Consider the following 18,664-nt stretch of genomic DNA (forward strand, 5'->3'; position numbering starts at 1 on the left):
TGACGTCGCACGGGTCCGCCGAATGAGACGCGGAACGGCCCGCCCTTGACCGGGCGGGCCGTTCATGACACAGGCGAAATCGTGTCAGATCGTGCCGGCAACCTCGGAGGCGCCGGGGACGTCGCTGAGCGGACGCGAGGCCGGGCCGATGTAGTTGGCGCTCGGACGCACCAGCCGGCCCGTGAGCTTCTGCTCCAGGATGTGCGCGGCCCAGCCGGCCGTGCGGGCGCAGGTGAACATCGAGGTGAACATGTGCGAGGGCACCTCGGCGAAGTCCAGCACCACGGCCGCCCAGTACTCGACGTTCGTGGCGAGCACCCGGTCGGGCTTGCGGGCGTGCAGCTCCTCCAGGGCGGCCTGCTCCAGCGCCGCCGCGACCTCGTAGCGGGGCGCGTCGAGCTCCTTGGCGGTGCGGCGCAGCACGCGGGCGCGCGGGTCCTCCGCGCGGTAGACGCGGTGGCCGAAGCCCATGAGCCTGTTGCCCTTGTCGAGCTCGCCCTGCACGTACTTCTTGGCGTCGCCGAGCTGCTCCACGCCTTCGATCATGTGGAGCACGCGGGCGGGGGCGCCGCCGTGCAGCGGACCCGACATCGCGCCGACGGCGCCGGACAGCGCCGCGGCCACGTCCGCGCCGGTGGAGGCGATGACGCGGGCGGTGAACGTGGACGCGTTCATGCCGTGCTCGGCGGCCGAGGTCCAGTAAGCGTCGATGGCCTTGACATGCTTGGGATCAGGCTCACCGCGCCAGCGGATCATGAAACGCTCGACGATGGTCTTCGCCTCGTCGACCCGGCTCTCCGGAACCATCGGCAGGCCGAGGCCGCGCGCGGACTGCGCGACGAAGGAGAGCGCCATCACGGAGGCACGCGCGAGCTGGTCGCGGGCCTCCTCGTCACTGATGTCGAGCAGGGGCTTGAAGCCATAGGCCGGAGCCAGCATGGCCAGCGCGCTCTGCACGTCTACACGGATGTCACCGGAGTGGACAGGGATGGGGTACGGCTCCGCCGGGGGCAGGCCCGGCTGGAACTTGTTGTCGACCAGCAGGCCCCAAACGTGCCCGAACGGGACACGGCCGACCAGCTCTTCGATGTCGACACCCCGGTATCGAAGGGCGCCCCCTTCTTTGTCCGGTTCCGCGATCTCGGTCTCGAAAGCCACGACGCCTTCGAGGCCGGGTTTGAAGTCGGACATGCTCGGCCGCCTCCCTTTCTTGCCATGTAACGGCAATGCCTTGATGTCGAGATACCGGCGGGTCAATTTAACCCCCTCCCAGCTCATGGTCGGTCTCGGGACCCGCCGAAACGCCAAACCCGCTGGTAGGGAGCCTTCTATGGGATCTGCCACATGAGCGCGCAAGAATACCGTCTCGTGGATGCCACCCCGCGCCCGCCCCTGCTGGCTGGGCTACGCCGAACGTACGAGGGCGAGCCGTTGCTCGAAACCGACCTCGCGTCCGACCCCATCGCCCAGTTCGCCGTCTGGTTCCAGGAGGCGCTCGAATCCGGCCTGCCCGAACCCAACGCCATGGTCCTCGCCACCGCCTCCGCGGGCGGCCGGCCGAGCGCCAGGACCGTCCTGCTCAAGGGCTACGACGAACAGGGCTTCATCTTCTACACCAACTACGAGTCCCGCAAAGGCCGCGACCTGGCCGAGAACGGACGAGCCTCGCTGCTGTTCCCCTGGCACGCCATCCGCCGCCAGATCCGCATCGAGGGCACGGTCGCCCGCATCTCCCACCAGGAGTCGGCCGACTACTACAACTCCCGCCCGTACGGCTCGCGCATCGGGGCCTGGGCCTCGCGCCAGTCGGCGGTCGTCCGCTCGCGCGAGGAGCTGGACGACCGCTACGAGGAGCTGGCCGCCCGCTGGCCGGAGGATCCGCCGGTGCCCGACTTCTGGGGTGGCTTCCGGGTCACGCCGACCGAGGTGGAGTTCTGGCAGGGACAGCTCGACCGGATGCACGACAGGCTGCGGTACCGGCGTACCCGACCCGGTTGGGCCTTGGAAAGACTTGCCCCTTAAATTGCCTTAGGTGGCATTCGGGGAGCTGGTCAAACGTCATTTTGTGGACACCAGGCCGCTGGCCGTGCCCGCGTACCGGCGGATCTGGTCCGGTCAGGCCGTCTCGAACGTGGGCGTCACCGTCACCGTCGTGGCGGTCGGCCAGCAGGTCTACGACCTGACCCACTCCTCGCTCTGGGTGGGCCTGCTGGGCATGGCCAACCTGGTCCCGCTGCTGGTCTTCGGGCTGTGGGGCGGGGCCGTCGCCGACGCCGTGGACCGGCGCAGGCTCCTCGTCGTCGGCTCGCTCATCTCCTGGGCGGCCACGCTGTTCATCCTCGGGCAGGCCCTGCTCGGGCTGGGCAACGTCTATCTGATCTTCGCGGCGACCGCGGTCAACGCCACCGGGTTCGCGATCACCGGGCCGACCAGGGGCGCGGTGATCCCCCGCATCCTCGACCCCGAGCTGGTGCCCGCCGCCAACGCGCTCAACTCGCTGGTCTACAGCCTCGGCGCGGTCGTCGGCCCGATGGTCGGCGGCGTCCTGCTGGCCACCGGCGGGGACGACCCCAACTACGCCGCCGCCTACGCGGTGGACGCCCTGCTGTTCGGCGGCGGCCTCTACGCGGCCCTCAGGCTGCCCGCCCTGCCCCCGCTGACCGAGGTGGGACGTCCGGGAGCCCGGGCGGTCTGGGAGGGCCTCAGCTTCATCGCCAGGAGCCCGGTGCTGCTGATGTCGTTCGTCGTGGACATCATCGCGATGGTCTTCGCCATGCCGCGCGCCCTCTACCCCGAACTGGCCGCCGAACGTTTCGGCGGCTCGATGACCGCGCTCGGCTGGGCGACCTCCGCCATGGCCATCGGCGCGGTCGCCGGCGCGCTGTTCTCCGGCTGGGTGGGCCGGATCTCCCGGCAGGGCGTCGCGCTGGTGCTGGCCATCGCCATGTGGGGGCTCGCCGTGGCGGCCGCGGGGCTGGTGCGCGAGCTGTGGCTGGTCGTGGCGTTCATGGCGGTCGGCGGCGTGGCCGACGTGATCTCGTCGGTGTGGCGGCAGTCGATCCTGCAGCTCTACGCCCCCGACGAGATGCGCGGGCGGATGCAGGGCGTGTTCATGGTGGTCGTGGCGGGTGGCCCGCGCCTCGGCGACCTGCGCGCCGGGGCGACCGCGACCGCGTTCGGGCTCACCGGCGCCTGGGTGGGCGGGGGACTGGCGTGCGCGGTCACCGTGCTCGTCGTCGGCCTGTCGGTGGCCGGGTTCCGCAACTACCGCTCCGACACCCGCGCCGCCGCCTTGAGGTCGGAGACGAAGCCCGCGTAGGCCGCGTCCCTGTCGGGTGCGCGCAGCACCGCCGAGGGGTGGATCGTGGCCACCGCGAGCGCGTCGCCGAGCGGCACCGGCTCGCCCCTGTGCCCGGTCAGCCGGAACGTCCTGCCCAGCAGCGACCTGGCCGCCGTCGCGCCGAGCACCACGACGACCTCGGGTCGCACGAGGGCCAGCTCCGCGCCGAGCCACGGCCGGCACGCCTCGATCTCGGCCACGGTCGGCTTCTGGTGAATCCTTCTCTTTCCTCTGGGAGTGAAGGAGAAATGTTTGACAGCGTTTGTCAAATAGACCGCGTCCCGGTCGATTCCCGCCTCCTCCAGCCCCCGGTCCAGTACGCGTCCGGAAGGCCCCACGAACGGATGCCCCTCGCGGTCCTCGCGATCCCCGGGCTGCTCGCCGACCAGCATGAAACGGGCCTGCTCGGGGCCCTCTCCGAACACCGTCCGGGTCGCTGCGGCGTACAGGTCGCAGCCCTCGCAACGGGCCGCCGCGGTTCGCAGGGAGCCGAGATCACGCCGGTCGGGAAGGAACTCGGCCGCCCCGTTGTTGCCGTCCTTAACCATCGTCGGTCGTTCTCCCAATAGGGTTCCTGAAGACTTCTGTGCCCGTAGCGGACGGGCTCAGTCCCCGCCACGACCGGCGTAGCATTTCAGTTGGGAGGAGCCTTGACCGCACACGGCCTGATCGACACGACGGAGATGTATCTCCGCACGATTTACGAGCTCGAGGAGGAGGGCATCGTCCCCCTTCGCGCCCGCATCGCGGAGCGCCTCCAGCAGAGCGGCCCCACCGTGAGCCAGACCGTCGCCCGCATGGAGCGCGACGGCCTCGTCCGCGTCGAGGGCGACCGGCACCTGTCGATGACCGACCTGGGCCGCACGCTCGCCACGCGCGTGATGCGCAAGCACCGCCTGGCCGAATGCCTGCTCACCCAGGTCATCGGCCTTCCCTGGGAAGAGGTGCACATCGAGGCGTGCCGGTGGGAGCACGTCATGTCCGAGTCGGTCGAGGCGCGGCTGGTGACGCTGCTCGACAACCCCACGGTCTGCCCGCACGGCAACCCCATCCCGGGGCTGGCCGAGCTGGGGGCGCAGGAGGCGGCCGAGGGCGCGGCCAACGTCCTGACCTCGATGTCCGAGGCCGCCGGGCCGAGAGACATACCGGTCGTGGTGCGCCGGATCAGCGAACAAGTGCAAAGCGATCCTGCTGTGATGCTTAAACTCAAGCAAGTTGGGATACAACCCGGACGCGAGGTGACGCTCGCGGCGAGCGACGACGGTGTGCGGGTGACAGGTGACGGTGACGCGAACGACACTCCCGCGGAGCTTCCGCGTGACGTTGCCGCGCACGTTTTTGTCTCCAAGCGCTGACGCGCGCGCAGCCACTTGGTTGAATCCCTCTCGGGAGGCCCTCCACTTCCCCCTGGCCAAGACAGTTGCAGGAGCGCCCGTGGTCCGCTGTGCGCACAAGCCACCCCAAGGAGTGGTCTCCGGATGAAGCGATGGGGGGATCTGTCACAAGAAACGGCTGATCACCTTGGTGCCGGGTCCGTTCTGGACCATGCCGAAATGGCAGTGGTCGTGACAGACCGCTTCAGCAATCTCCTCTACTGGAATCCGTTCGCCGAGCAGCTGTTCGGCGGTCCCGGCAAGGCGTCGGCGCGTGAGGCGTCCGTGCTGTCCCTCGGGATCATGGAGAAGGACCACCCGCTGGCGATCGAGCTGGCCAAGCACGTGCTCAAGGGCGGCGTGTGGGAGGGCACGTTCGACGTCAGGCGCGGCGACGGCACGATCGTCTACGTCCGCGCCCAGGCCGTGCCGCTGCGTCACCCGTCCGGCTCGGTCACCGGCATCGTCATCCTGGCCCGCGAGGCCCTGCGCAGCAACGAACGCGAGAAAGACCGTTTCGGGCTCCTCGAACGCATCGGCGAACGCCTGGCGGGCTCCCTCTACGTCGAGGAGACGCTCAAGCGCGTCGCCGAGATGCTCGTGCCGCAGTTCGCCGACCACTGCTTCATCGAGCTCATGGAGGGCGACCGGCTGGTCCGCCGGGTCTCGGAGCACGTACAGGGGTGGACCCCGCCCGCGGGTACGTGGAAGCCGGTGGGCGCGGAGATCCGCTACCCCTCCGGCCACTACGCCGACACCGCGCTGCGCCGCCAGGAGACCATCCTCGTCGAGGACTTCTCCACCACCAGCTACCCGATGCCCCACGAGGGCAGCGCGCGCCTGGCCAGCGAGATCGGCATGACCTCGGCCATCGTCGCCCCCCTGCTGGTGCGCGGCGAGACGCTGGGCCTGATGTACCTCGGCCTGTCCGACCTGACCGACCGGCGCAGCCCCCACTACGACGCCTTCGACCGCGACTTCGTGGGCGCCATCGCCACCCGCGTGGCCCTCGCGATCGACAACGCGCTGCTGTTCGAGGAGGAGCGCCACACGGCCGAGTCGTTCCAGAAGCACCTGCTGCCGAGGGCGCTGCCCCAGCTCGACGGCCTCGACATCGCGGTGCGCTACTACCCGGCCGCCCCGCTCGCCTCCCACGGCCAGGGCATCCAGACCCAGGTCGGCGGCGACTGGTACGACGTGATCCCGCTCTCGGCCGGCCGGGTCGGCATCGTGATCGGCGACGTCGAGGGCAGGGGCGCCAAGGCCGCGGCCATCATGGGCCAGCTCAGGGCGGCGCTGCGGGCCTTCGCGCAGGACGACAAGTCACCCGCCGACATCCTGGCCAGGCTCGACGAGTGGACCCGCATCATCGCCACCCCCGAGCAGGACGACAACGGCGCCGACGTCAGCATCCCGCCCATCGTCACCTGCCAGTACCTGGTCTACGACGCCTGGTCCCGCCAGCTCTCCTTCGCCAACGCCGGGCACGCGCCGCCGCTGCTGGTGGTCGACGGCCGGTGCCTGGAGATGGACATCGAGGAGGTCGGCCAGCCGCTCGGCGTCCGGGCCAAGGGCCTGCACGCCGACCTGGTCTACAAGGAGGAGACCCGCACCCTGCCGCCGGGCGCGGCGCTGCTGCTCTACACCGACGGCCTGGTCGACCGGCGTCCGGGCCGCGACGGGCGGATGCCGAGCGAGGAGGAGACGCTCGGCGTGCTGTGCGAGAAGCTCGCCAAGATGGCCGACGCCGACGTCGAGCGCATCGCCGACGCCGCCACGATCGCGGTGCCCGGCGAGATCGACGACGACATGGCGATCCTGGTCGTCCGCTCCAGCGACGTCGACCTCGACGTCGAGGAGCGCACCTTCCCGGCCCAGCCGATCATGGTCGGCGAGGCGCGCCGCATGGCCTCCGAGGCCTTCTCCGGCTGGAACGTGCCCGAGGAACGCGCCGAGCTGGCCTGCCTGCTCGTCTCCGAGGTCGTCACCAACGTGGTGCTCCACGCCTCCACCGCCAACTCCCCGCGCCGGGAGCTGGTCGTCGAGGGGCCGCCGCTGCCGTTCGAGGACTCCTGGGACGTGCCGGGCTTCGAGGAGGAGCCGGTCGGCGACAAGGAGTTCACGCTGAGGCTGCGCAGGGGCGAGGAGTCGGTCTGGGTCGAGGTGTTCGACCAGGACCTGCGCCTGCCGCGCATCCGCAGCGCCGGTGAGAACGACGAGGGCGGCCGCGGCCTCTACCTGGTCGACCAGCTCGCCAAGCGCTGGGGGTCCCGTCCCACCAGGGAAGGCAAAGCGGTCTGGTTCGAGATTCCCACCCGGAGCAGGTGAGTGGTTCACTGGGCCGCATGGAGCTGGCCTTCGAACGCCGGGGCACCGGCGAGCCGCTGATCCTCGTCCACGGCATCGGACACCACTGGCAGGCGTGGTTGCCCGTGATGGACCGGCTGGCCGCCGACCACACGGTGATCGCGATCGACCTGCCCGGTTTCGGGGTGTCGCCGCGGCTGCCGGCGGGCATCCCGTACACCGCGGAGTCGCTGGCGGACGCGGTCGAGTCGTTCTGCGCGCTGCTCGGCATCCGGGAGCCGCACGTGGTGGGCAACTCGCTCGGCGGTTACATCGCGCTCGAACTCGCCTCGCGCGGCGTCGTGCGCGCGGCGACCGCGTTGTCGCCGGCCGGGTTCTGGTCGCGGTCCGAGCTGCTCTACTGTCAGTCGACGCTGAAGGCCCTGCGGGGTTCGGCCCGCGCGATGTCGCCGGAGCAGGCGGCCATGGCGGCCGGCAGCCCGTTCACGCGCGCCCTGTCCAGCGGCATCCTGGTCGCCCGGCCGGGCCGGCTCGACCCCGCCGGGCTCGTCGCGGCCACGCAGGCGCTGGCCGGAGCGGCCGGGTTCGACGAGACGCTGGAGTCGTTCGGCGGGCTGATGCCGCCGGCTCCGCCCAAGTGCCCGGTCACGATCGCGTGGGGCGAGCGTGACCGGCTGCTGCCGCGCCGCCAGGCCGTGCGCGCGGCGCGGTGGTCGGGGCAGCGGGTCAGGCTGCTCAAGGGCTGCGGGCACGTGCCGATGAGCGACGATCCCCGGCTGGTCGCCCGGGTCGTGCTGGAGGCCGACCGGGTGGCCGTCTAACGTTCGGCGTTGGCCGCCATGCGGCGCAGCACGTCGACGGCGGTCAGGTACTCCTGGGGGCTCACGCCCTCGGTGATGCGCCGCCTGAAGCGGGTGACGTGCTCGGAGACCGCGGCGTGCGTGGCCCTTCCCTCGGCGGTCAGCTGTCCGTCCGCGAGCCATCCCCTCGACGTCAGACTCTGTACGGCCTCCTCCACGCCCTCGAACGGCGCCAGCGCGGTGGCGTTCTGATCGCGGGCGGTGGCGTGGAGAAGCTGCCACTCCCTGCGCGAGGCGCCGTACGCGGACAGGGTCTGGCCCATCGCGTCCTCCAGCAGGTTGTCGAGGTGCTTCACCCAGTATCCGATAGGTTTATCCATGCATGTACAATAACAACTATATGTATGAAGACAAGGAGATTGCCGCGATTGATCGCGCGATGGTCGCGATCAGGCGCAGGCAGAGCAGGCGGGCGCTGGCCCGGCGACAGGGCGCGACGGGGCACGAGTACGAGGTGCTCGACGTGGTCGAGGGCGCCGGCGGGCAGGTCACCGTGTCGATGGTGGCCGAGGCGCTGAACGTCGACCAGCCGCGGGCGAGCCGGCTCGTGACGGCGGCCGTGACGGCGGGGCTGGTGCGACGGGAGGCCGATCAGGCCGACGGGCGGCGGGCGTGGCTGGTGCTGACCGAGGCGGGCGTCGCGGCGCTCGGGCAGGCCCGGCAGGCCCGGCAGGCGGCCTTCGCCTCGGCCACGGCCGACTGGTCGGTGGCCGAGCGGGCCGAGTTCGCCCGGCTGCTGACCCGGTTCGTGGAGGGGATGCCGGGCTGAGCCGCTCCCGGCGTCAGCGCATCGTCTGGCCCCAGACGAGCAGCATGGCGATGATGAACACGATCATCACACCCACGTAGCCGACGGGGCCGAACCGGAACGCCCTGCGCACGCGGTTGAGCCCCCAGGCGAACAGTAACGCCAGGAAAACGAGGAGGATCAGGCCGCCGTCCATGCTGACAGTATGTGGCGCGGCCCGGCCCGGCGCGCGGCTGCCGTCAGAATCCGAAAGACCGGCCGATGATCTCCTTCATGATCTCGGTGGTGCCGCCGTAGATCGTCTGGACGCGGCTGTCCAGCCACGCCTTGGCGACCGGGTACTCCATCATGTAGCCGTAGCCGCCGTGGAGCTGGAGGCAGCGGTCGATGACCTTGTTCTGCAGCTCGGTGGTCCACCATTTGGCCTTGGCCGCGTCCACGACGGTGAGTTGCTTGGCGTTGAGCGCCAGGATGCACTTGTCCACGTAGTGGCGGGCGATCTCCGTCTCGGTGGCCAGCTCGGCCAGGACGAAGCGGGTGTTCTGGAACGAACCGATGTTGCGGCCGAACGCCTGGCGGGTCTTGCAGTACTCGATCGTCTGCTCCAGCACCGCCTCCGCCGCGGCCACGGCCGCCACGGCGATCGACAGGCGTTCCTGGGGCAGGTTGTTCATCAGGTGGAAGAAGCCTTCGCCCTCGTTCGGGCCGAGGCGGTTGGCCACCGGCACCCGGACGTTCTCGAAGAACAGCTCGGCGGTGTCCTGGGCCTTCATGCCGACCTTGTCCAGGTTCCGACCGCGGTTGAAGCCGTCCATGCCGCGTTCGACCACGATCAGCGTCGTGCCTCTGGCGCCCGCGTCCGGGTCGGTCTTGGCGACCACGACCACGAGGTCGGCGTTGACGCCGTTCGTGATGAACGTCTTCTGGCCGTTGACCACGTAGTGGTCGCCCTCGCGGACGGCGGTGGTCCTGATGCCCTGGAGGTCGCTGCCGGCGCCCGGCTCGGTCATCGCGATGGCGGTGATGAGCTCGCCGGAGGCGAAGCCGGGCAGCCAGCGCTGTTTCTGCCCGTCGTCGGTGAGCTCGACGACGTACGGGGCCATGACGTCGTTGTGCAGGGAGAATCCCAGACCGGAGGCGCCGTTCCGGATGATCTCCTCGACGATCACCGCGTTGTAGCGGAAGTCGGTGATGCCGGATCCGCCGTACTCCTCGGGGACGCCGAAGCCGAACATGCCGATCTCGCCGGCCTTCTTCCAGACCTCGCGGGGCACGATGCCGTCCTTCTCCCACTGGCCGTGGTGCGGCACGACCTCGCGGGCCATGAACTCGCGCACGGTTTCCCGGAAGAGCAGGTGCTCCTCGTCGAAGAGGTCTCGCTGCATCGGTTCGCCTCCAAGCAGGTGTCGTGCACGACAGAATACGATTCTGTTACCCGGAGGTATACCCGCTTTTCGTACGAGGAGGGCGGCGGGGGACACGGCTTCATCACAAGTGCTGGAACTTGGGGGAATCCGCCTGCGTTGCGGGTGTTTTCGACTCTAAGATCTACCCTCGGTCTATTTGTGATGATCGGAGTGTCCCGTGAGTCGGTGGCGCAGGGCGTTGCTCGCCGCATCGATCGGTTCCGTGGCGACGGCTGGTCTCCTGGCCGTACCACCCGCGAATGCGGGCACGTTCAACCTGGTGGTCGACTACAGCTGCAAGGGCGGGGTCGCAGGGGACGGGCCGGTGACCCTCAGGGCGCGAGTGGGCATTCCTACGGTGGCGCAGAAGGGCGGCAACCTGGCGCTCACCTGGTCGCTCGAATACACCGGCGCTCGCAGGTTCATGTCCCCGGACTACTTCGAGGCCGGGGCGAGGGTCTCGGTTCTCGGGAACGTCCAGGCGGAAGGCGCGTGGACCGGCGTGCTCCAGCCGAAGGGCTCGAAGGACCAGGCGGCACTCGAACCGAACGTCCGGCTGGAGCCCCCGGAGGGGCTCGCGTCGGAGGCCGCGCTGACCGAAGAGGGTGTGCTGAAGCTGACCGTCCAGGGCATGACGGTGGACTTCGTCCCTCCGAAGCAAGAGATCCTCGTGAACGACGACAGAACCGACCGGGTGACCTACACCGGGAACTGGCAGCATGTGGGCCCGACCCGGCCCGAGTACAAGGACTGGCTGCGTGACGTCCACACCAGCGACGTCAAGGGAGACAGCGCCAGCATCACCTTCACCGGGACGGGGTTCGAGTACATCGGCCGCCGCATGCCGGACGTCAGCACCGTCAACGTGACCGTGGACGACGACGACACAGGGCGCGTCGACCCCAAGAAGCTGCCCAACGGCCAGGACACGAACGCGATCGAAGGCAACGTCAGCCTCTGGAAGCGTCACGACCTCGACTACGGCAAGCACACCGTCACGATCAGGAGCCTCGACGACGCGCCCATCAACCTGGACGCCTTCAAGCTCCTGAACCGCGAAATGATCAGTCCCCCCACGCTCCACAGAGCCACCTGCACCGTCACCAGTAGGCCGGACACCGTCGAGATCATCGTGCAGGGCCCCTCCACGTCGCCGTCCCCGAGCTCGACCCCGACGACCACGCCCACCACGACGCCGACGACGACTCCGACGACCACCCCCACCAACACCGGCACGTCCACCGCGACCAGCACCCCCACGCGGAACCACTCCCGGCCCACCCCGAGCAGCGGGCTCGGGCACGTGATCGTGGTGCCGGCGGCGACCGGGACGAGTACCAGCACGAGCACGCCCACCGGGACCGGCCCGACGGCGACCACGTACGTCAGGGCGCAGGTCGCCAAGATCCCCAAGGGCGGGGTGGATACCGGTGAGGCGCCCGACGAGCCGGACCGGCCGTACGGGCTGATGGCCAGTGGGGCGATGTTGCTCATGGGCAGCGCGGGCGGCGGGCTCGCTCTGCGCCGGCGCAGGGCCGCGCACGCGGGAGGAACGAAGTGATGGCCGAGCAGAAGACTCCGATGCAGCGGGCGATGCCCGGACTGCTGATCGCCGGTTCGCTGGCCGGCGTCGGTGCGATCATGGTGGGCCTGCTCTCCGTGGCGCCCAAGGTGGACGACGGCTCCGGCACGCTGGCCGCCGCCGACCGGCCGACCGCCGTGCAGATCGAGAACGCCGGCGCGTTCGTGCTGCCCGCGACCGTGGGGCCGGGCGGCAAGGGTGCGACGCTGACCCCGGCCCGGCCGGAGGCGCCGCCGCCGCTGGCCGCCGCCCCGACCGTCCCGGCGATCCCCAAGGCCAAGACCAAGGCCGCGAAGGCGAAGGCCCGGCCCAGCCGGATCAAGATCCCCAAGATCAAGGTGAACGCGCCCATCGGCGGCGTCACCGTGGACATCAAGGGCAACCTGGGCACCCCGCCGCTGACCAGGCCGAACCAGACCGGCTGGTACCGCTTCTCGCCGGTGCCGGGCGAGGTCGGGCCCGCGATCATCAACGGCCACGTGAGCACCCGCAAGGGCCCCGCCGTCTTCGACCGCCTCCGCGAGCTGGCCAAGGGCGACCAGATCTACGTGTACCGGTCGGACGGGAAGGTCACCCGGTTCACGGTGAGCGGGATCGAGCAGGTCAGCAAGTCGTCGTTCCCGACGTCCCGGGTGTACGGGAACACCAAGGACTCGCAGCTCCGGCTCATCACGTGCGGTGGCGTCTTCAACAAGGAGGCGCACAGCTACACCGACAACATCGTGGTGTACGCGACGTTGTCGAAGACGAAGGGCTGATGGGGTTTTTGGGGCGAATTTTGCGTTTTACGGGAAGTTGACAGAGACAGTTCGTAGGATCTCAACCGAACCGTGACCATCGGCTGGAATTCTGGCACGACTGTTGACACTGCGCTGAAACGGAGATGGACCCGTGCTTACGTCCCAGGGGTGGCGCCGCCTCGCCCATAAGACCTCCGCCTTGGGATTGATGGGCACGCTCGCCGTCTTCGCCGGCTCGGTGGTCGGTCTGTCCTCACCCGCCGAAGCGGCGGCCCCGAAGACGTTCAGCTACACCTGTCAGGGAGGGCCCTTCACCTTTGGCGCCACTCCTCTCAGTGTGACGCTCACTGGTCCTGATTCGGTCGCAGCAGGCGGTAGCTTCGACCTGTCGGTCGGCATTCCGGGGCTGACGCAGACGACTCCCGCCACACAGGCGACGTATGTACAGGCCACGGTCATGTTGACCCCGACAGGGGGAACAGTCACTGACCCTGGAGCAAAGCAGGGAGCATCTGTCACGGCGAACATCCCTGCCGTTCCTACAGGCGAAGTGAAGTACAAGGTGTCGGTCGGCGCCACCACGACCGGCAAGGTGAGCATCAAGCCCGGAGAAATCAAGCTTGGGCTCCTCGCCAACCCGAGCAGCGTGGCGACTTGTACTCCAGCGTCTACCACCGAGGTCCTCGACATACCCATCGGGACCGGTGGTGGGGGCACCGGGACAGATGTGGTGCAGTACAGGTGTGATCTGGTGGACAAGACGATCAACGATCCGGCCTATCCGGCCGAGGTGGACATCAAGCTCACCCCCGGCACCCTGCCCACCAACGCCAAGGCGAACGAGGAAGTCAGCATCTCGTGGACCAGCACCATCGAGAGCACCAGTCCCGACACGCTGAAGGCCCCCACCGGCTTCCCCACGACCGGCGGCAAGTACTTCCTCAACGTGAAGGCGACCGGCGCGGGGGTCACCCAGCCCGCGGCGGCTGAGAACACGCTGACCGGCATCGTCGTCGGCCAGGACATCACCGCGCTGCCCAGCGTCACCCTCAAGGTCAAGCCCACCACGACCGGCACGGTGACGCTCACCCCCGGCGACCTGATCCTGGGCACCTCGGCCACGGCGACCACCGGCAGCGCGATCAAGTGCACGGCTCCCACGACCGGTCTCAAGAACTCCACCTTCCAGGTGGTCGCGGGCACGGGTACGACCCCGACGCCCACGCCGACCCCCACGCCCACGCCGACGCCCACCCCCAAGCCGACCAAGACCAGCACCGCGACCGTGACCGTCACCCCGCCGAACAAGTCGAAGACCCCCAAGGCGGGGGCCGACACCGGGGCCGGGGGGATGGCGGGGCCTGACGGGCGGCTGTTCGTCCTCACGGGCACCGTTCTGATCGCGGCCGCGGCGGCCGGTGGGCTGGTGCTGCGTCGGCGTACCGCCGGCAGGGGCTGAGCGGCGTGGCCGGGCACTATCCCTACGGCGGCCCGCCTCCGCGGGACAGGGGGAGCACCGCGCTCAGGACCGTGCTGATCGGCGCGGCCATCGCCGGGGTGGTCACGGTCGTGGCGGGCATGCTGATCGTGCTGCAGTCGCCCGAGGAGTACGGCATGGACAGGGACGCCCTGCCCGTGGCGGTGCAGACCCAGGCGTCGGGGCAGCCGCAGCAGGCGTTGTTCCAGGCGCCGCCGGACCAGCCGCCGCCGTTGCCGCAGATCACGCCGGCGCCGCCGATGTTGCCCTCGACGCCGATCCGGATCGTGGTCAAGCGGCTCGGGATCAACGCGCCGATCAAGTCCGTGGGGCTGGCCAAGGACGGGGCGATCGAGGTGCCGCCGTCCGACAATCCCAACCTGGTCGGGTGGTACCGGAACATGTCCACGCCCGGCGAGGAGGGCCCGGCGGTGCTGCTCGGGCACAAGGACACCCGCACGCGCAGCGCTGTGTTCAGCCGCCTCGGCGAGCTCAAGAACGGCGATACGATCGAGGTCAGGCGCCAGGACAAGACGACCGCCGTGTTCACGGTCGGCGGCGTGGAGCAGGCGAGCAAGAAGACGTTCCCGACCGAGCGCGTCTACGGGAGCAGGGAGAACGCCCAGCTCCACCTCATCACCTGCGGTGGGGCCTACGATCGCACCATCGGGCACTACAACGACAACGTCATCGTCTACGCGACGATGACGAGCTCCTATCGAAGCTGATTCGCGGAGGCGGGCATGGGCTGGATGGCGAAGCGGAGACTGCGTACTGGCCCGACGGCGGCACTGCCCGCCAAACCGGACGCCGCCGAGCTGTTGCGGATCGTCCGGCTGGCCGATCCGGAGGCCCGCCGCGACGGCGACGACATCGTGGCGGCCGACGTGCGGGTGTGCGCGCCGGTCGAGGCCGACGGCGAGCTGACCGGCGGGGAGCTGGAGAAGGCGTGGGCCTGCCGGGTCACCGCCGAGGGGCCGCTGCCGTTCGACTTCTTCGACCGCTACCTGGCCGAGGGGCTGGCCTTCCGGCTCAAGGGGCTCGCGGTGTGCCGGGGCGAGGTGAGCGATCCGGCTGACGGCGACGAGGGCGGTCCCGCCGTCATCCTGCCGGTACGCCCGTCCGCCGACGACCTGGCGTCCCTGCTGGAGCCGGGGGAGGACGAGTTCACGTACACGTCGGGTGGCATCCGGGCCGCGCTGGTCCCGCAGAAGGGGCAGCCGCCGGCGGTGGGGGAGCTGCTGCCGTTCGCCACCGAGCTGACCGCGATCGAGCTGCGCGGGGACGAGCCCGTCAAGCTCGGAACTCTGGCCCTGGAGCTGGCAGAATCGCTGAACGGCCTGGTCGTGGACCAATGGCGGTTCAGGGTCGACGCCGCGGAGGACCTTCTGCCCCCGGAGTGACGAGCCACAGAACGTCGTTCTGTTGTAGTCTCTCCCTAATAACCGAATAATGCTCGGTTTCCAGGAGGCACTGTGGCAGAGGCGTACATCGTCGGAGCGGTCCGTACCCCGGTCGGCAAGAAGAAGGGCGGGCTTTCCACCGTCCATCCCACCGACCTGGCCGCCCACACGCTGAAGGCGCTCATCGACCGCACCGGCGTCGATCCGGCGGCGGTCGAGGACGTCATCATGGGGTGCGTCATGCAGTTCGGCCCCCAGAGCATGGACATCGCGCGAAATGCCTGGTTGTCGGCGGGGCTGCCCGAGACGACGGCCGGTGTCACGATCGACCGGCAGTGCGGCTCGTCCCAGCAGTCCATCCACTTCGCCGCCCAGGGCGTTCTGTCGGGCACCCAGGACCTGGTGGTGGCCGCGGGCGTGGAGTCGATGAGCATCGTCCCGATGGGCGCGTCGATCACCGCCGCGCTGGAGAAGGGCATGCCGTTCCCGTTCGGCGACAAGTGGGTCGAGCGCTACGGCAAGCAGGAGATCTCGCAGTTCCGCGGCGCCGAGCTGATGTGCGAGAAGTGGGGCCTCCAGCGTGACCTGCTGGAGCAGTTCGCCTACGAGTCCCACCAGCGTGCCGCCAAGGCCGTCGCGAACGGCCACTTCAAGGACCAGATCGCCCCGATCAACGGCGTCGAGGACGACGAGGGCCCGCGCCCCGACACCACCCTGGAGAAGATGGCCGGGCTCAAGACCCTGAAGGAGGGCGGCCGGATCACCGCGGCCACCTCCTCGCAGATCTCCGACGGCTCCGGAGCCGTGCTGATCGCCTCCGAGCAGGCCGTGCGCGAGCACAACCTGACCCCGCGCGCCCGCATCCACCAGCTCGCGCTCATGGGCGACGACCCGGTGTACATGCTGACCGCGCCGATCCCGGCCACGCAGCGGGCGCTGCGCAAGGCGGGCATGTCGATCGACGAGATCGACGTCGTGGAGATCAACGAGGCGTTCGCCCCGGTGCCGCTGGCCTGGATCAAGGAGCTGGACGCCGACCCGGCCAAGGTCAACCCCAACGGCGGCGCCATCGCGCTGGGCCACCCGCTGGGCGGCACGGGAGCGATCCTGATGACCAAGCTCCTGCACGAACTGGAGCGCACGGGCGGCCGCTACGGCCTGCAGACGATGTGCGAGGGCGGCGGCCAGGCCAACGTCACCATCATCGAGCGGCTCTAGGAGCCGCAGAACCGGTCGTGGAAAGGGTGAGCGCCGCCTCCCGGGCGTAAGGGGGGAGGCGGCGCTCGCTAACTACCATCCCGGTAGTTGTCTAGCGGCCCTTGGGCGGGATGATCCGCCGGGGCGGCATGACCGGTCGCTGCGGCATCTTGGGCAGTTGCCGGGGCGGCACGGGCGTGGCGGTCTTCTTCTTGGCTGAGCGAACTCGCATGTGAAGCTCCTTTACGCGGACTCAGGACGCGGCTCAGGAAAGGGCCGGGCGTCGACGAGCACAGCGTGGCCGCGTCTGTCGGACGGTGGACTGAGGTGGCTGCTGTCACAGGTAAAGGCGCATGTCCAACAAGCTACGGCCTGTCCGGAAAGCCGGGCAACCGAATTAATCCGTCCCCGTGAGCTGGAGCTCGAAGCCGGACACCATGGCCCGCAGGCCCGCGTCGAACCACTGGTCGTAGAAGCGCAGGGCGTCCGCGTAACGACGGTCGTGGTCATCGAGATCTCCTCGGATTCGCTTACCTCGTAAGCTTGCGCAGTACACGAATGCGGGCGACAACGGTCAAGAGCGCGGCCAGGGCGGCGACCAGCAGGGTGATCGACAAGGACGCCGGGAAGTAGGTGAGCTGCTCCCACGTCACGTACCGGCCGTTGACCAGCACGGAGACCCAATCCGGGTAGAACGCGAACACCAGGACGGGCAGCAGCGCCGGCACCAGCCGCAGGGCGATCCGCCACCACGGACGCCCCGACCGCCGGGCCGCCCACCGCCGCGCCCGCAGCACGCCCATGACCCCCAGGCCCGCCGCGGCGAGGGCGATCAGGCCCAGCACCCGCTCGTAGGTCTGCCGGTCGCCGCCCGGGACCTGCGGCGTGCGCCCCTCGCTCATCGCGGCCAGGCCCAGCATGACGTCGTAGGTGGGGTCGTAGAGCGAGGCGCCGTTCGTCATGACGGCGAAGCCGTAGCCGGTCTTCGGAGAGACGGCCTCGACGGCGTTGTAGGTGAACAGGTTGCCGGAGTGCACGAGCAGGCCGGACTCCTCCTCCAGGCTCCAGCCCATGCCGTAGCCGTGGATGCCGGGCTTGTGCATGGTCTCCAGGCTCTGCTTCTTGACCAGCGGGCGGCCGTCGCCGTTCTGGGCGATCAGCCACTTGCCCATGTCGGCGGCCGAGGTGATGACCGCGCCCGAGCCGCTGCCGTCGAGGAACCCGGACGCCTCCGGCCGGGGCAGCCACATGCCGTAGGCCGAGACGTAACCGTCCGCCGGCCGGACGGCCTGGGCGCTCACGGCGCTGCCGGTCATGCCGAGCGGGCCGAAGACGCGGTCCTTCATGAAGGCGTCGAAGGGCCGGCCGCTCGCGGTCTCGACCAGCCGGGCGGCCAAGTCGTAGTTGACGTTGCAGTACGCGTACCGGCTGCCCGGGTCGGCGGCCAGGCGGCCCTTGGCCAGGCGGGCGGCGGAGTCGGCCAGTGAGCCGGCCGACTCCAGGTCGCCGACGTCCAGCGAGCTGTCGGCCAGGCCCGAGGTCTGGTTCAGCAACTGGCGGACGGTGATCCTGGTGTGGCGCGGGTCGGCCATCCTGAAGCCGGGAAGCTGCCCGGCCACCGGCTCGTCCAGCGCGATCTTCCCCTGCTCCACCAGGGTCATCACGGCCATCGCGGTGAACGACTTGCTCACCGAGGCGACCCGCATCGGCGTGGTCGCGGTGAGCGGACGCCCTTCGGAGTCGTGGCCGTACCCGGCGGCGTGCACGACCTTGTCGCCACGGGTCACCACGACGGCCAGGCCGGGCACCCCGGTGGCCTCCAGCGCCTGCCGCAGATAGGCGTCCACGGCGGCCGGGGTCGGCTCAACGGTGGCGGAGGCCGGGGCAGAAGCGGGGGTGAGGGTCAGGGCCGCGGCCAGCCCGGCGAGGGCGATCTTCAAGCTCATGCGGGCAAACGTACGGAGACCGACCCCACCGCCGGATCTGCCGACCGTCCAGAAGCACCCCTGACGAAAGTCAGGTCTCCGTGGGGGACGGCAGGCGCTCCGGCACCCGCTGGAAGATCATCGCAGCCGGGAGGCACGGGCTGCCTCCGTGGACCGTGCCGGTCGTGGTGACGGCGGGGGACCCGGACCTGCTGATGCGGCCCACCTCGGCCCACCTCGGCGTGCCTGGCCGCCGTCGCGCTGGGCGTGCTTAAAGCCCTCAGGCGGGCAGTACTCCCAGCACAT

At 69.8% G+C, this 18,664-nt stretch carries 19 protein-coding genes; 12 read left to right on the forward strand and 7 right to left on the reverse strand.

What is annotated here, in order from left to right; translation table 11 throughout:
• Positions 1-84: 84 nt before the first annotated feature.
• Positions 85-1,191 carry a citrate synthase 2 gene (locus tag ACIHAD_RS45320; protein ID WP_397361052.1) on the reverse strand — a complete coding sequence of 369 codons (1,107 nt, stop codon included), beginning with the start codon at positions 1,189-1,191 and terminating at the stop codon, positions 85-87.
• Between the two features lie 153 nt (positions 1,192-1,344).
• On the opposite strand from ACIHAD_RS45320, the gene pdxH reads away from it, so the two are divergent.
• Positions 1,345-2,022 carry a pyridoxamine 5'-phosphate oxidase gene (pdxH, locus tag ACIHAD_RS45325; RefSeq protein WP_397361053.1) on the forward strand — a complete coding sequence of 226 codons (678 nt, stop codon included), beginning with the start codon at positions 1,345-1,347 and terminating at the stop codon, positions 2,020-2,022.
• 10 nt (positions 2,023-2,032) lie between these two features.
• Entirely contained in the window at positions 2,033-3,319 is a 1,287-nt protein-coding gene (locus tag ACIHAD_RS45330; RefSeq protein WP_397361054.1) for an MFS transporter, read from the forward strand.
• On the opposite strand, the gene ACIHAD_RS45335 is transcribed toward ACIHAD_RS45330, so the two are convergent.
• A complete protein-coding gene (locus ACIHAD_RS45335) occupies positions 3,265-3,888 on the reverse strand; it encodes a UdgX family uracil-DNA binding protein (protein WP_397361055.1) in 624 nt (207 codons plus the stop codon). The genes ACIHAD_RS45330 and ACIHAD_RS45335 overlap by 55 nt on opposite strands.
• Before the next feature lie 102 nt (positions 3,889-3,990).
• On the opposite strand from ACIHAD_RS45335, the gene ACIHAD_RS45340 reads away from it, so the two are divergent.
• From ACIHAD_RS45340 to ACIHAD_RS45350, 3 genes are all read left to right on the forward strand, one after another.
• Positions 3,991-4,695: a metal-dependent transcriptional regulator gene (locus ACIHAD_RS45340; RefSeq protein WP_397361056.1), complete on the forward strand. Its 705-nt coding sequence runs from the start codon at positions 3,991-3,993 to the stop codon at positions 4,693-4,695.
• A gap of 123 nt (positions 4,696-4,818) precedes the next feature.
• Positions 4,819-7,041 carry a SpoIIE family protein phosphatase gene (locus tag ACIHAD_RS45345; RefSeq protein WP_397361057.1) on the forward strand — a complete coding sequence of 741 codons (2,223 nt, stop codon included), beginning with the start codon at positions 4,819-4,821 and terminating at the stop codon, positions 7,039-7,041.
• On the forward strand, positions 7,038-7,841 hold the full coding sequence (locus tag ACIHAD_RS45350) for an alpha/beta fold hydrolase (RefSeq protein ID WP_397361058.1): 804 nt from the start codon (positions 7,038-7,040) through the stop codon (positions 7,839-7,841). Before ACIHAD_RS45345 ends, ACIHAD_RS45350 begins: the two co-directional genes overlap by 4 nt.
• On the opposite strand, the gene ACIHAD_RS45355 is transcribed toward ACIHAD_RS45350, so the two are convergent.
• Positions 7,838-8,200: a MarR family transcriptional regulator gene (locus ACIHAD_RS45355; protein WP_397361059.1), complete on the reverse strand. Its 363-nt coding sequence runs from the start codon at positions 8,198-8,200 to the stop codon at positions 7,838-7,840. The two genes, ACIHAD_RS45350 and ACIHAD_RS45355, sit on opposite strands and share 4 nt — an antisense overlap.
• Positions 8,201-8,220: 20 nt before the next feature.
• On the opposite strand from ACIHAD_RS45355, the gene ACIHAD_RS45360 reads away from it, so the two are divergent.
• Positions 8,221-8,649, forward strand: a complete 429-nt coding sequence (locus ACIHAD_RS45360) for a MarR family winged helix-turn-helix transcriptional regulator (protein WP_397361060.1) — start codon at positions 8,221-8,223, stop codon at positions 8,647-8,649.
• Between the two features lie 13 nt (positions 8,650-8,662).
• On the opposite strand, the gene ACIHAD_RS45365 is transcribed toward ACIHAD_RS45360, so the two are convergent.
• On the reverse strand, positions 8,663-8,824 hold the full coding sequence (locus ACIHAD_RS45365; RefSeq protein ID WP_357708225.1) for a hypothetical protein: 162 nt from the start codon (positions 8,822-8,824) through the stop codon (positions 8,663-8,665).
• A gap of 43 nt (positions 8,825-8,867) precedes the next feature.
• On the reverse strand, positions 8,868-10,013 hold the full coding sequence (locus tag ACIHAD_RS45370) for an acyl-CoA dehydrogenase family protein (protein ID WP_397361061.1): 1,146 nt from the start codon (positions 10,011-10,013) through the stop codon (positions 8,868-8,870).
• Between the two features lie 244 nt (positions 10,014-10,257).
• Between ACIHAD_RS45370 and ACIHAD_RS45375 the strand changes: the two genes are divergently transcribed.
• The 6 genes from ACIHAD_RS45375 to ACIHAD_RS45400 all read left to right on the forward strand — a co-directional run bounded on the left by ACIHAD_RS45375 (position 10,258) and on the right by ACIHAD_RS45400 (position 16,454).
• The gene (locus ACIHAD_RS45375) at positions 10,258-11,595 is read left to right on the forward strand and encodes a hypothetical protein (RefSeq protein WP_397361062.1); all 1,338 of its coding nucleotides are present in this window, start codon (positions 10,258-10,260) and stop codon (positions 11,593-11,595) included.
• On the forward strand, positions 11,595-12,374 hold the full coding sequence (locus tag ACIHAD_RS45380) for a class F sortase (RefSeq protein WP_397361063.1): 780 nt from the start codon (positions 11,595-11,597) through the stop codon (positions 12,372-12,374). Before ACIHAD_RS45375 ends, ACIHAD_RS45380 begins: the two co-directional genes overlap by 1 nt.
• A gap of 733 nt (positions 12,375-13,107) precedes the next feature.
• Complete coding sequence (locus tag ACIHAD_RS45385) at positions 13,108-13,815, forward strand: hypothetical protein (RefSeq protein ID WP_397361064.1); 708 nt, start codon at positions 13,108-13,110, stop codon at positions 13,813-13,815.
• Between the two features lie 5 nt (positions 13,816-13,820).
• Positions 13,821-14,561 (forward strand): class F sortase, encoded by a 741-nt coding sequence (locus ACIHAD_RS45390; protein ID WP_397361065.1) that lies wholly within the window; start codon positions 13,821-13,823, stop codon positions 14,559-14,561.
• Positions 14,562-14,585: 24 nt separating this feature from the next.
• The gene (locus tag ACIHAD_RS45395; protein WP_397361066.1) at positions 14,586-15,236 is read left to right on the forward strand and encodes a hypothetical protein; all 651 of its coding nucleotides are present in this window, start codon (positions 14,586-14,588) and stop codon (positions 15,234-15,236) included.
• 72 nt (positions 15,237-15,308) lie between these two features.
• Positions 15,309-16,454 carry an acetyl-CoA C-acetyltransferase gene (locus ACIHAD_RS45400; protein ID WP_397361067.1) on the forward strand — a complete coding sequence of 382 codons (1,146 nt, stop codon included), beginning with the start codon at positions 15,309-15,311 and terminating at the stop codon, positions 16,452-16,454.
• A 509-nt stretch (positions 16,455-16,963) separates the two neighbouring features.
• Here ACIHAD_RS45400 and ACIHAD_RS45405 read toward each other — a convergent pair.
• Both ACIHAD_RS45405 and ACIHAD_RS45410 read right to left on the reverse strand, forming a co-directional pair.
• Positions 16,964-18,379, reverse strand: a complete 1,416-nt coding sequence (locus tag ACIHAD_RS45405) for a serine hydrolase domain-containing protein (protein ID WP_397361068.1) — start codon at positions 18,377-18,379, stop codon at positions 16,964-16,966.
• Between the two features lie 70 nt (positions 18,380-18,449).
• The gene (locus ACIHAD_RS45410) at positions 18,450-18,584 is read right to left on the reverse strand and encodes a hypothetical protein (protein ID WP_397361069.1); all 135 of its coding nucleotides are present in this window, start codon (positions 18,582-18,584) and stop codon (positions 18,450-18,452) included.
• Positions 18,585-18,664: the final 80 nt, after the last annotated feature.

Origin of the sequence: Nonomuraea sp. NPDC052265 (assembly GCF_044547985.1) — a bacterium.
In the GTDB taxonomy this organism is placed as follows: domain Bacteria; phylum Actinomycetota; class Actinomycetes; order Streptosporangiales; family Streptosporangiaceae; genus Nonomuraea.

Coding starts and splice junctions, on each gene's coding strand:
- ACIHAD_RS45335 (WP_397361055.1), bottom strand. CDS start 3,888: ATGGTTAAGGACGGCAACAACGGGGCGGCCGAGTTCCTTCCCGACCGG.
- ACIHAD_RS45380 (WP_397361063.1), top strand. CDS start 11,595: ATGGCCGAGCAGAAGACTCCGATGCAGCGGGCGATGCCCGGACTGCTG.
- ACIHAD_RS45405 (WP_397361068.1), bottom strand. CDS start 18,379: ATGAGCTTGAAGATCGCCCTCGCCGGGCTGGCCGCGGCCCTGACCCTC.
- ACIHAD_RS45345 (WP_397361057.1), top strand. CDS start 4,819: ATGAAGCGATGGGGGGATCTGTCACAAGAAACGGCTGATCACCTTGGT.
- ACIHAD_RS45355 (WP_397361059.1), bottom strand. CDS start 8,200: ATGGATAAACCTATCGGATACTGGGTGAAGCACCTCGACAACCTGCTG.
- pdxH (WP_397361053.1), top strand. CDS start 1,345: ATGAGCGCGCAAGAATACCGTCTCGTGGATGCCACCCCGCGCCCGCCC.
- ACIHAD_RS45320 (WP_397361052.1), bottom strand. CDS start 1,191: ATGTCCGACTTCAAACCCGGCCTCGAAGGCGTCGTGGCTTTCGAGACC.
- ACIHAD_RS45395 (WP_397361066.1), top strand. CDS start 14,586: ATGGCGAAGCGGAGACTGCGTACTGGCCCGACGGCGGCACTGCCCGCC.
- ACIHAD_RS45360 (WP_397361060.1), top strand. CDS start 8,221: ATGTATGAAGACAAGGAGATTGCCGCGATTGATCGCGCGATGGTCGCG.
- ACIHAD_RS45370 (WP_397361061.1), bottom strand. CDS start 10,013: ATGCAGCGAGACCTCTTCGACGAGGAGCACCTGCTCTTCCGGGAAACC.
- ACIHAD_RS45365 (WP_357708225.1), bottom strand. CDS start 8,824: ATGGACGGCGGCCTGATCCTCCTCGTTTTCCTGGCGTTACTGTTCGCC.